This window comes from Rhodopseudomonas parapalustris (assembly GCF_053772255.1).
In genome coordinates this window covers 337,614-349,879 of sequence record NZ_JAMKBZ010000001.1, presented here as the reverse complement: position 1 = coordinate 349,879, position 12,266 = coordinate 337,614, and the positions used below count along the sequence as shown (strand labels likewise).

The following is a 12,266-nucleotide window of genomic DNA, read 5'->3' as shown; positions in this document are numbered from 1 at the left end:
GCATCGTACAACCGTCACACTCAATCCTCGGGTGTCAGGAAGATTGCTGCGAGTGGCGGAAGCGTCAGGCTAAGTTCGGGGACCAGGCCATCGCGCGGATGGACCTCGCCGCCGTTGCCGACATTGCTGCCGCCGTAAGTTGCCGAATCCGAATTGAATACCTCGCGCCAGCGTCCCGCGAACGGCACCCGCACGCGATAGTCTTGATACACGTTCGGCGAGAAATTGACGATCACGAGGCAGCGGCTGCGGGTGTCGTTGCCCTTGCGCATCCACGCGAACACGTTGCGGTCGGCGTCGTCGGTGATCAGCCATTCGAAGCCGAACGGATCACAATCGAGCTGATGCAGCGCGGGCAGCGAGCGATAAAGCTTGTTGAGGTCCCGCAGCAGCGCCTGGACGCCGGCGTATTTCGGAAAGTCCAGCAGATGCCAGTCGAGCGAGCGGTCGTGGCTCCATTCACGCTCCTGGCCGAATTCGCTGCCCATGAACAGCAGTTTCTTGCCGGGGTGGGCGAACATGAAGGCGTAGTAGGCGCGCAAATTGGCGAAGCGCTGCCATTCGTCGCCCGGCATCCGGCCGAGGATCGAGCGTTTACCGTGCACCACTTCGTCGTGCGACAGCGGCAGAATGAAATTCTCCGAGAATGCGTAGTGCAGGCCGAACAGGATCTGGCCGTGGTGATATTTGCGGTGGATCGGATCCTTGGCGATGTAGTTCAGGGTGTCGTGCATCCACCCCATGTTCCACTTGTAGCCGAAGCCGAGCCCGCCGAACTCGACCGGGCGCGACACCTGGGGCCAGGCGGTGGACTCCTCAGCCGCCGTGGTGGCGTTCGGGAATCTGCCGTACACCTGGGTGTTGAAGCGGCGAAGGAAGTCGATCGCCTCGATGTTCTCGCGGCCCCCGAACTTGTTCGGAATCCACCCGCCGGCCGGACGGCTGTAATCGAGATACAGCATCGACGCCACCGCATCGACGCGCAGCCCGTCGATGCCGTATCGCTCCAGCCAGAACAGCGCATTGGCGGTGAGGAAGTTGACGACTTCAGTGCGGCCGTAATTGTAGATCAGCGTGCCCCAGTCGAGGTGCCGGCCCTGCATCGGGTTGGCGTGTTCGTACAGCGCGGTGCCGTCGAAATTGCCGAGGCCGTGCGGATCGTCCGGGAAGTGGCCCGGCACCCAGTCGAGGATCACGCCGATGCCGGCGGCATGGCAGGCGTCGACCAGCGCACAGAAGTCTTCCGGCGTTCCGAACCGCGAGGTCGGGGCGTAAAGGCCGGTCGGCTGATAGCCCCACGAGCCGTCGAACGGATGCTCGCTGACGGGCAGGAATTCGACATGGGTGAAGCCCATGTCGCTGACATAGGCCGGCAGTTGTTCGGCCAGCTCGCGATAGGTGAGCCACTGGTCGCCGTCCTTGCGGCGCCACGAGCCGAGATGCACCTCGTAGATCGACATCGGCGCGCCGAGCGCGTTGATGCCTTCGGGCGCCGGTCGCGGCTGCGGCAGCTTGGTGGCGTCGACCACGATCGAGGCGGTCTTCGGCCGCAGCTCGGCGGCGAACGCCAGCGGATCGGATTTCTGCGGCAGTTGCTCACCGTGCTTGCCCGACATGTCGAACTTGTAGCGGTCGCCGGCGCGGGCACCGGGGATGAACAGCTCCCAATAGCCGTTGCCACGCACCCGCATCGGGTGGCGCAGTGGATTCCAGTAGTTGAAATCGCCGACGACGCTGACGCGTCGGGCATTCGGCGCCAGCACCACAAAAGCGACACCTTGGACGCCGTCGAGCTCCATCGGATGCGCGCCGAGCTTGTCGTACAGTCGCTGGTCGGTGCCTTCGCCGAGCAGATAAAGATCGAACTCGGTCAGAATCGGCGGGAAGCGGTAGGGGTCCTGCAGCTCGACGGTGGCGTCGCCGAAGCCGGCGCGCAGCGTGTAGCGCGACGAGTTGCCCGGCAGCGGGCCGGCAAACAGGCCGGACTCGTGCAACCGCTCGAGCGGCGCGGTTTCGCCCTCGGCGCCGACCACTTCGACCGCAGAGGCGTCTGGCAGCAGCACACGGACGACGGTGCCGCCATCCTGCGGGTGGGGGCCGAGGTAGTGGAACGGATCGGCGTGGCGCCCTTCGAGAACTGCGTAGGCTTCGTCGTTCAACAACTCGGTCATGAAATCTCCTCGGGCGGCGGCGACAGGATGCGCAGAATGCCGGCGAGCGGCACACGCAGCCAGTCGGGACGGTGCGCGATCTCGTAGTCGATCTCGTACAGCGCCTTTTCAATCAGAAAGAAGTCGAGCCAGCGATCCGCCGCCTCGGGATCGGCCGGCCAGACCGGGCTGTCGCCCATGGTCTGACGGTAGCCGTCGAGGAAGGCGGCGGTGGCGCGGATGCGCCACAGCTCCAGCGCCTCGTTCAGTCGGCCGGGCTCGTCGGACGGCGACTTGAGCGCGCGGGTGAGCGCGGCGGTGGTAGAATAGTCGATCGAACGGACCAGACCGGCGACGTCGCGGGCCGCCGGCGCCTTGGCGCGGCGCTCGTCCAGCGTCCGGCGCGGTTCGCCCTCGAAGTCGATGATGTAGACGTCGTCTTTGACGATCAGCATCTGGCCGAGATGGAAGTCGCCGTGGTGACGGATGTTCAAGCCGCCATCGTCGCCGAGCAGATCGCCGATGCGGCGGAGCAGTTCGTCGCGCGCTGCCAGTAGCCGATCCACCAGCGCCTTGTCGGATTCGCTGAATCCATCGCGGCGGCGGCGCAGCTCGCCCAGGACGCGCTCGGCAGACGCCGTGACGGTCGCCGCCCATTGGGCCGCATCGTCGGGGCCGATCGGCTCCGGCGCGAAATCGGGGAGTTCGGGGTGACTGGCGAGCGCGAGGTGCATTTCGGCGACGCGCTGGCCGGTGTGCTGCATGAAGTGCAGATACGGGGCGAACTGATCGCTCTCCGGTGTCTCGGCGTCGGCCGTCAGCATTCGATGTTCGTCGACGTAGCGATCGAGATAGCCGGCAGTCAGTGACCAGCCGTCGCCCTGATTGCCGACGAATTCGTGCACCACAGCGATCGCCGTGGCGGTGTCTCCCTCGATCAGCTCGACGCTACCGAGCAGCGCCGGGGTGTTGGTGTAGCCGGCGACCTCGGTCAGGAAGCGGCCCATCTCCAGCTCTGGATTGATGCCGACCTGCAGCCGCCGATACAGCTTGACGACGTAATCCTCGTCGATCAGCGAGGTCGAGTTCGATTGCTCAGCATCGACCGGACGGATGTTCTTGAACGGGCCTTCCGGGCGTTCCGCGAGCTGCGAGCCGGCACGGAATTCGAGCCGGTTGCCGTCCTCGCTGACCACGGTGAGCGACTTGCGGACGTTCTCCAGCAACAATTCGATGAATGACGGATCGGCCGCGACATCGAGCAGTGTGCCCTCACGCGCGCCTTGCCGGACCGCTGCGAATGCGCGGGGATTGTAGCGCTCGCGGTCGAACCGCACCCAGTCGATCTGCATCGGCAGCAGATAACGCGCGGTGGTGCCGCGCAGCGTCGCTTCGAACAACGCCAACCAGGGACGGTTGTCGTCGTCGTTGTCGAACGGGACCGCCGAAGTCACCCGCGGATGGATGGCGCGCGGGTTGCGCTCCGGGAACCAGCGGGTACGCGACAGGAAGGTCGGCAGCACTTCGTGTTCGAACATCGAGCGGGTGCGCCCCAGCGTCATCCAGGTCGAGCCGAGCGGCACCACCAGCGTGATGAATTCGGGTACCGTCGACGCTGGTGCGACATGCGCGGCGGTGCCGGGCTCTTCCAGCCTGAACCAGTAGAAGCCGAACGGCGCCAGCGTGATCATGTATGGCAGTTCGCCGATCGCGGGGAACTTGGTGCGGCCGAGCATCTCCTGCGGCACACGGTCCTTCCATGGCGACAGATCGAGCTCGGTGGCCTGCGCGGCGCGCGACAAATTGGCGACGCACAGAATGACTTCGTCCTCATGCTGCCGAACATAGGCGAGCACGGCGCGGTTGCTGGGCCGGATGAAGGTCATGCTGCCTCGGCCGAACGCCGGTGCCGACTTGCGCACCGCGATCAGCCGCTTCATCGCGCTGAGCAGCGACGACAGGCTGCGCTGCTGCGCCTCGACGTTGACCGAAGCGTAGCCGTACACCGGGTCCATGATCGGCGGCGCGTACAGCCGCGCCGGGTCGGCACGCGAAAAGCCGCCGTTGCGGTCGGACGACCACTGCATCGGGGTCCGCACGCCGTTGCGATCGCCGAGATAGATGTTGTCGCCCATCCCGATCTCGTCGCCGTAATAGATGATCGGGGTGCCGGGGAACGACAACAGCAACGAGTTCATCAGCTCGATCTTGCGGCGGTCGTTGTCCATCAGCGGCGCCAAGCGGCGGCGGATACCGACGTTGATCCGCGCCCGCGGATCGGCCGCATAGGTCTTCCACAGATAGTCGCGCTCGACGTCGGTGACCATTTCGAGCGTCAGCTCGTCGTGGTTGCGCAGAAACATCGCCCATTGGCAGTTCGGCGGGATCTCCGGCGTCTGCCGCATGATGTCGGTGATCGGGAAGCGGTCTTCCTGCGCGATCGCCATGTAGATGCGCGGCATCAGCGGGAAGTGGTACGCCATGTGGCATTCGTCGCTGTCGCCGAAATACTGTTGGACGTCCTCCGGCCATTGATTGGCCTCGGCGAGCAGCAGCTTGCCCTTGGCGTAAGCGTCGAGTTCGGCACGCAGCCGCTTGATGACCGCGTGGGTCTCCGGAAGGTTCTCGTTGTTGGTGCCGTCGCGCTCGCAAAGATAAGGAATCGCGTCGAGCCGGAAGCCGTCGACGCCATTGTCGAGCCAGCGCTTCATCACCTTGACGACAGCGCTCACGACGCGCGGATTGTCGAAGTTCAGATCGGGCTGATGCGAGAAGAACCGGTGCCAGTAATACTGGCCGGCTTCCGGATCCCAGGTCCAGTTCGACTTCTCGGTATCGGTGAAGATGATCCGTGTGCCTTGGTATTTCTGGTCGGAGTCGCTCCAGACGTACCAGTCGCGTGCGCTGGAGTTCTTCGGGCTGCGCCGCGCACGCTTGAACCAATTGTGCTGGTCGGAGGTGTGATTGATCACCAGCTCGGTGATGACGCGCAGATTGCGGCGCTTGGCCTCGACGATGAAGCGGCGGAAATCCTTCATCGTGCCGAAATCGGGATTGATCGAGCCGTAGTCGGCGATGTCGTAGCCGTCGTCGCGCTGCGGCGACGGATAGAACGGCAGCAGCCACAGCGTGTTGACGCCGAGTTCCTGGAGATAGTCGAGCTTCTCGGTGAGGCCGGCAAAGTCGCCGATGCCGTCATTGTTGCTGTCCGCGAACGCCTTGACGTGCAACTGGTAGATGATCGCGTCCTTGTACCAGAGCTCGTCGGAAGTGTCCGTGTTCGGCTGCTCGCTCTCCGCGATCGATGTCATCTTGTTCATGATTTCGCACTCAAGCCAGGCAACGGAACAGCAGCGCCGGGTCGCGATGTGGATCGATCCGCAGGTTGATCCCGCCCCAATCCAGCGCGTGACGTTCACCGGTCAGCAGGTTCTCGACGGCGACGACAGGCCGCCGCTCGCCGGCGACCTCGATCTGGACGTCGCCGAGCGGCAGCCAGAACTCATGGTAATCGCTGCTGAGCGCGATCGCTACGGCAACCGCGTTGCTGCCGTCGACGGAGGTCTTGACGAAGCCGGTCACGTTCGGGTCCTGCACCGCGAGAAAGCGGATATTGGCGATCTGTTGCATCGCCGGGTTGCTGCTGCGAATACGGTTGATGTCGCGGATATAAGGCTTGATGTTGCCGGGCTTGTCCCAGTCCCGCACCTTGATCTCGTACTTTTCGGAATCGAGATATTCCTCCTTACCGGGGATTGGCTCGTGTTCGAGCAGCTCGAAGCCGTTGTAGATGCCATAGGTCGATGACAGCGTTGCGGCGAGAACGAGGCGCGATTTGAACATCCACGGCTCGCCGCCCTGCAGGTGGTAGGGCAGGATGTCCGGTGTGTTGGTGAAGAAGTTCGGACGATAGAAATCGCGCTCCGGATAGCCGGCTAGCTCGGTCAGATACTGTTCGATCTCCCACTTCTGGGTGCGCCAGGTGAAGTAGGTGTAGGACTGGGTGAAGCCCAGCTTGGCCAGTCCCTTCATCAGCTTCGGGCGGGTGAAGGCCTCGGCGAGGAAGATCACGTCGGGGTGACGGAGCTGCACCTCGCGGATCATCCATTCCCAGAAACGCAACGGCTTGGTGTGCGGGTTGTCGACGCGGAAGATCTTCACGCCCTGATCGGCCCAGAACAGAATGACGTCGCGCAGCGCGTTCCACAGCGCGCCAGCGTCCTCGCAGGAGAAGTCCGGGTTGACGATGTCCTCGTATTTCTTCGGCGGATTCTCGGCGTATTTCATCGAGCCGTCGGGCCGGCGCTTGAACCAATCCGGATGCTGCTTCAACCACGGATGGTCCGGTGAGCATTGCACGGCGATGTCGAGGGCGACCTCGAGGCCGACCACTTCGCAGGCGGCGACGAAGGCGCGGAAGTCCTCGAGCGTGCCGAGCTCCGGATGCACGGCGTCGTGCCCACCGTGTTCGGCGCCGATCGCGTACGGGCTGCCGGGATCGCCGGGTTCGGCCTTGAGCGAATTGTTGCGCCCCTTGCGGTTGGTGTGGCCGATCGGATGAATTGGGGTGAAGTACACGACGTCGAAGCCCATTGCGGCGACGTCGGGCAGCCGTGCGATACAATCGCGAAACGTGCCGTGGCGGCCGGGCTCGGTGCCCTGGCTGCGTGGCACCATCTCGTACCAGGTGCTGAAGCGGGCGCGCGGCCGGTCGATCATCAGCGGCAGCGGCTCGGTACGGGTGAGGTCGTGCCGGGCCTGGCTCCCCGCCATCGCCTCGAGCAATTCTGGGGCAAGCAAGGGACCGATCTCGCCGGTCCGCAGATATTCCTCGCAGCGCTGTTGGATCGACCGCAGCACCTCGGCGTCTTCGGATTGGGCCTTGGTCAGAAGACCGGCGCCTTCCAGCGCATCGAGCGACAGATCCTGTCCGGCCTTCAGCTTGAGTTCTGCACCGTGTCGCCAGGTGGCGAATTCGTCGGTCCAGGCTTCGATGACATAGACGTGACGGCCGATCTGCTGCGGCGTGAACGTCGCGGACCAGCGGTCGTTGACGGCGTGCACCATCGGCGCGCGCTGCCAGGCATCGTCCTGTTCGCGGCGCCAGAGCAGGGCGGCGGCGATGACCTCGTGGCCGTCGCGATAGATATCTGCCCACACCTCGATCGGCTCGCCAACGATACGCTTGACCGGGAAACGCCCGCCGTCGATCAGCGGATAGATGTCTTCAATGTGAAACGCGCCGCCCTGAGCGGCGCTCTGAAGCGCTTGTGTCGGCTTGTTCACAGTAACTCACGTTCGATTGAGTGAGGTGATGCCACGATCTAGGACTCTCGTCCCGTAGTGAACCGGGCGGTTCTCGGTTACAAAGCTTTTGAACCTCCCTGGTTCCAATGGAACTCACCCTACGCAATTGCGTTCGATATGACTATCCTGGGACAGGCGGAATCGCTGCGTACCCGCGCGGCGTCTAGACAGCGTGCTTAATGGATCTCCTCAGTAAAGCTGCCGAGCTCGGCATCCAGACCGAATTCTACGACGGTCAGGGAAGTCGCCACGTCACTCCGCCCGAAGCATTGGGGCTGATCATCGATGCGATGCCGCAACCGGCGGCGCATCGGCTGCTCGACCGGATCGTGGTGATCCGGCAGGGTGAACCAAACCATTCCCAACTGAGCGCGCAGGCGGCGTTTCCGGTACGCTGGCGTATCGTCGGCGATGCGGCGACGCTCGCTGAAGGCGATGCCGGCGAGCGGATGGTGACATGGCCGCACGATCTGCCGTCCGGTACATACCGCCTGCAGCTCAGCGACGCTTCCGGCCACAACGAGGAGCTGCCGCTGCTGGTCGCGCCGCCGCATGCGTTCGGCGGCGCCTTCGACCGCGCGTGGCTGATCGCGGTGCAGCTCTACAGCCTGCGATCCGAACGCAACTGGGGCATCGGTGATTTTACCGATCTGGCGAACCTGATCGATTTTGCGGCCGCGCTCGGTGCCGGCGGCATCGGTCTCAATCCGCTTCACGCGCTGTTCGATGACCGGCCGGGCGATTGCAGCCCGTATTCGCCGAACAGCCGGATGTTTCTCAATCCGCTCTATGTCGACGTCGAGAGGCTGCCGGAGTTCTCGCCTCCCGATCTGCCGGGCGTCGACATCGCGGCGCTGCGTGACGGCGAACTGATCGACTATCAGGTCGTGGCTGCGGCGAAGTGGCGCGCCTTGCGCGCCGCCTTCGACAAATTCCGTGCGTCTCCTGGGCCAGGACGCCGCGAGGCGTTCGATGCCTTCCGCAACGAACGCGGGACGCTGCTGACACGGTTCGCCTGCTTCGAAGTGCTGCGGCACAAATTCGGCAGTCCGTGGTGGGAGTGGTTGGAGGAGTGGCGTCGGCCTGATGACGCGCGCTGCGCCGACCTGCGGGCGGGGGCCGATGCTGCCGAAGTCGAATTCGTCGAGTTCACCCAATGGTGTGCCCACGATCAGCTCCGCGGCTGCCGCGATCGCGCCGCCGAGCGCGGCATGAGCGTCGGGCTGTATCTCGATGTCGCGGTCGGGGTGCAGAGCGATGGCTTCGATGCCTGGAACGAACAGACCGCGATCTCGCGGCTGCTGTCGGTCGGCGCGCCGCCGGATTCGCTCAACACTGCGGGGCAGAATTGGGGGCTCGCCGGCTTCAACGCGCCGGGGCTGGAGCTGACGGGCTTTGCGCCGTATCGCGAGATGCTGCGCGCTTCGATGCGCTATGCCGGCGCGATCCGGCTCGATCACGTCCTTGGGCTCAACCGGTTGTATCTGGTACCCCACGGCTTCGCCGCGCATCAGGGCGTCTACGTGCAGATGCCGTTCGAAGCGCTGCTCGCGGTGACAGCGCAGGAAAGCGACGATCATCGCTGCGTGGTGATCGGCGAAGATCTCGGGACGGTGCCGGACGGATTCCGTGACCGGCTCGCCGCCTGGGGGATCTGGTCGTACCGCGTGATGATGTTCGAGCGCGATTTCCACCAGGGCTGGTTCTTCGGCCTCGATCATTATTTGCCGAACGCGCTGGTCACGTTCAACACTCACGATCTGGCGACCTATTCGGGCTGGCGTGCCTTGACCGATCTGCAGATGAAGCGCTCGATCGGCGTCGATCCCGGCGAGAGCGACGACAGCCGGCGTCATGCGCTGGTGATGCTCGGCGACGCGCTGCGGCATCAGGGCATCGAGCAGGACGACATCTACGCGGTGCTGACCTTCCTGGCCCGCACTCCGTCGCGGCTGCTCGCGATCGCGCTGGAGGATCTGCTCGGCGTGCTCGATCAGCCGAACGTGCCCGGGACCGTCTCCGAGCACCCCAACTGGCGGCGGCGGTTGCCGAAGCCGATCGAACACATCGCTGAGGCGATCAACCGGAAGGCGTTGGTGGCGGCGACCGCCGATCGCCGGATCGCGGGGTAACGCCTTGGCCGGGAAGATCGAAGACTACGCCCTGATCGGCGATTGCGAGACCGCCGCTCTGGTCGGCCGGGACGGCTCGATCGAATGGCTGTGCTGGCCTTCGTTCGATTCCGATGCCTGCTTCGCGGCGCTGATCGGCAGCGAGGACAACGGCCGCTGGAAGGTTGCGCCGGCGGAGGCGGTGGTCCGCTGCAGACGGCGTTATCGCGGCGACAGCCTGATCCTGGAGACGACGTTCGAGACCGACAGCGGCACGATCACGCTGATCGACTTCATGCCGCCGCGGGGCTCGGCCTCCGACGTCGTCCGCCTGGTGCGTGGCGACAGCGGCGTGGTCAAGGTCGAGATGCAGTTGGTGATCCGGTTCGGATTTGGAGTCGCGATACCATGGGTGAAGCGCGGCGACGACGGAGCACTGCTGGCGATCGGCGGCCCCGACATGGTGGTGCTGCACACGCCGATCGAGGTCCGCGGCAAGGACCTGACCACGGTGGCAGAGTTCGAGGTGGCTGAAGGCGACGTCGTGCCGCTGGTGCTGACCTACGGGGCGTCGCATCTGCCGGTGCCGAACGAGATCGATCCTCTTCAGGCGCTCAAGGACACCGAAGAGTTCTGGGCCGATTGGTCCGGCCGCTGCACCTATCAGGGTGAATACCGCGAACTGGTGATGCGCTCGCTGATCACGCTGAAGGCGCTGACCTTCGCGCCGTCGGGCGGCATCGTTGCGGCGCCGACCGCCTCGCTGCCGGAGAAGCTGGGCGGCGCGCGCAATTGGGACTACCGGTTCTGCTGGCTGCGCGATGCCACCTTCACGCTGTTTGCGCTGATGAACAACGGCTACACCGAAGAAGCCGCTGCCTGGCACGATTGGCTGCTGCGCGCGGTCGCCGGTAATCCTGCCAATATGCAGATCATGTACGGCATCTACGGCGAGCGACGGCTGCTGGAATGGGAGGCCGACTGGCTCACCGGCTACCAGGGCGCACGGCCGGTGCGGATCGGCAACGCTGCGCATGGGCAGCTCCAGCTCGACGTCTACGGCGAACTAATCGACGCGTTCCATCAGTGGCGCAACGCCGATATCGCGCTCGACGGCGAGTCCTGGGCGCTGGAATGTGTGGTGCTCAAGCACCTCACGGCGATCTGGGACCAGCCCGACAGCGGCATCTGGGAGCTGCGCGGTCCACGTCAGCACTATGTTTTTTCCAAGGTGATGACCTGGGTGGCGTTCGACCGCGGTATCAAGAGCGCGGAGAAGTTCGGCCTGCAGGCGCCGCTGGCGGAGTGGCGCGTGTTACGCGAGCGGATCCATGCGGATGTCTGCGCCAACGGCTTCGATCCCGAGCAGAACACCTTCGTCGAGCACTACGGCGCCAAAGTGCTCGACGCGTCGGTTTTGCTGATACCGGCGGTCGGCTTCCTGCCGCCGCGCGACCCACGGGTGCTGGGCACGCTCGAGGCAATCGAGCGCCACCTGATGGTGGACGGCTTCGTGATGCGCCACGATCCGCGTGAACAGTCCGACAAGTCCGAGCAGCTCGAGGGAGCGTTCCTTGCCTGTAGCCTGTGGCTCGCCGACGCCTATGTGCTGGCCGGCGAAATTGCGCGTGCCAAGGAGCTGTTTGAGCGCGTCGCCGGAATCGCCAACGATCTCGGTCTGTTGGCGGAAGAGTACGACACCGCGGAACGGCGTCAGGCAGGCAACTTCCCGCAGGCGCTGACGCACATCGCGCTGATCAACACCGCCAACAACCTCACCGCCGCCAAGGCCTCGACCGAGAAGCCGGCGATGCAGCGGTCGAAGCAGAGTTAGCGGTCGAGCTTCGCGTTGCGATCCATGATGAAGTCGATCGCGGCGGCGAAGCCGTCGTCATCGTTGCGGCCGGTGACGTGGGCAGCCTGCTGCTTGACCTCGTCGGCGGCGTTGCCCATCGCAATCGGCAGGCCGCTGACGCCGAACATCGGCAGGTCGTTCTGCATGTCGCCGATGGTGGCGATCGCCTCGGGGGCGATCCCGAGCCGCTGAGCCATGGCCTGCACGAAAGTCCCTTTGCTGCGGCCGGGCGGGGTGACGTCGAGATAGTAGTCCTGCGACCGCACCGCCAGCGCGCCGTCGCCGAGGGCTGCCTGTAACTCCGGCTCGCAGCGTTTCAGGAGCGCGAAGTCGGCACTGACGCCGACGATCTTGCAGGCCTTGCCGGCGAGCGGCGTCAGATCTTCCAGCATGGTCGGCGCAAACCGGATGGTGCGCTCCTCGTGCGGGACGTATTTTCCGTCGTCGCGGCGGATGTACCAATTGTCGTTGGTGAACAGCCAGATGTCGATGCCGCTGCGCTCGAACAGCGCGATGCTGGTGGTGACTGCGCTTTCCGGGATCAGATGCTGTTCGACCACCGACAGCGTCGGGGTGACGATCGAGCTGCCATTGAACGGCCCGAGCGGCAGCGTGATGCCGAGCGGATCACTGTACATCTGCATGCCGACCGGCGGCCGGCTGGAGGTGAGGGTGAAGCCGACGTCACTGGCTTCGAGCCTCGCCACCGCATCGCGGGCGCGATCGGTCAACCGCTTGTCGGTCGTGACGAGTGTGCCGTCGACATCGGACACAACGAGCTGAATGCGGGTCATTCGGTTTCCCTATCAAGGCCGTCATTGTGAGCGAAGCGAAACAATCCTG

At 64.7% G+C, this 12,266-nt stretch carries 6 protein-coding genes; 2 read left to right on the top strand and 4 right to left on the bottom strand.

Annotated elements, in window-relative coordinates:
* Positions 1-20: 20 nt before the first annotated feature.
* Genes glgB through M9H71_RS01685 form a run of 3 tightly spaced genes read right to left on the bottom strand, consistent with a single transcriptional unit; the run spans position 21 to position 7,436 of the window.
* Positions 21-2,171 carry a 1,4-alpha-glucan branching protein GlgB gene (glgB, locus tag M9H71_RS01695; protein ID WP_455403379.1) on the bottom strand — a complete coding sequence of 717 codons (2,151 nt, stop codon included), beginning with the start codon at positions 2,169-2,171 and terminating at the stop codon, positions 21-23.
* Positions 2,168-5,470 (bottom strand): maltose alpha-D-glucosyltransferase, encoded by a 3,303-nt coding sequence (treS, locus tag M9H71_RS01690; RefSeq protein ID WP_455403378.1) that lies wholly within the window; start codon positions 5,468-5,470, stop codon positions 2,168-2,170. Before treS ends, glgB begins: the two co-directional genes overlap by 4 nt.
* Positions 5,471-5,480: 10 nt before the next feature.
* Positions 5,481-7,436, bottom strand: a complete 1,956-nt coding sequence (locus M9H71_RS01685) for an alpha-1,4-glucan--maltose-1-phosphate maltosyltransferase (protein ID WP_455403377.1) — start codon at positions 7,434-7,436, stop codon at positions 5,481-5,483.
* Positions 7,437-7,636: 200 nt separating this feature from the next.
* On the opposite strand from M9H71_RS01685, the gene malQ reads away from it, so the two are divergent.
* The gene (malQ, locus tag M9H71_RS01680; protein ID WP_455403376.1) at positions 7,637-9,589 is read left to right on the top strand and encodes a 4-alpha-glucanotransferase; all 1,953 of its coding nucleotides are present in this window, start codon (positions 7,637-7,639) and stop codon (positions 9,587-9,589) included.
* Positions 9,590-9,593: 4 nt separating this feature from the next.
* Positions 9,594-11,402 carry a glycoside hydrolase family 15 protein gene (locus M9H71_RS01675; protein WP_455403375.1) on the top strand — a complete coding sequence of 603 codons (1,809 nt, stop codon included), beginning with the start codon at positions 9,594-9,596 and terminating at the stop codon, positions 11,400-11,402.
* Here M9H71_RS01675 and M9H71_RS01670 read toward each other — a convergent pair.
* Positions 11,399-12,217 (bottom strand): Cof-type HAD-IIB family hydrolase, encoded by an 819-nt coding sequence (locus M9H71_RS01670; RefSeq protein WP_455403374.1) that lies wholly within the window; start codon positions 12,215-12,217, stop codon positions 11,399-11,401. The two genes, M9H71_RS01675 and M9H71_RS01670, sit on opposite strands and share 4 nt — an antisense overlap.
* Between the last annotated feature and the right edge of the window lie 49 nt (positions 12,218-12,266).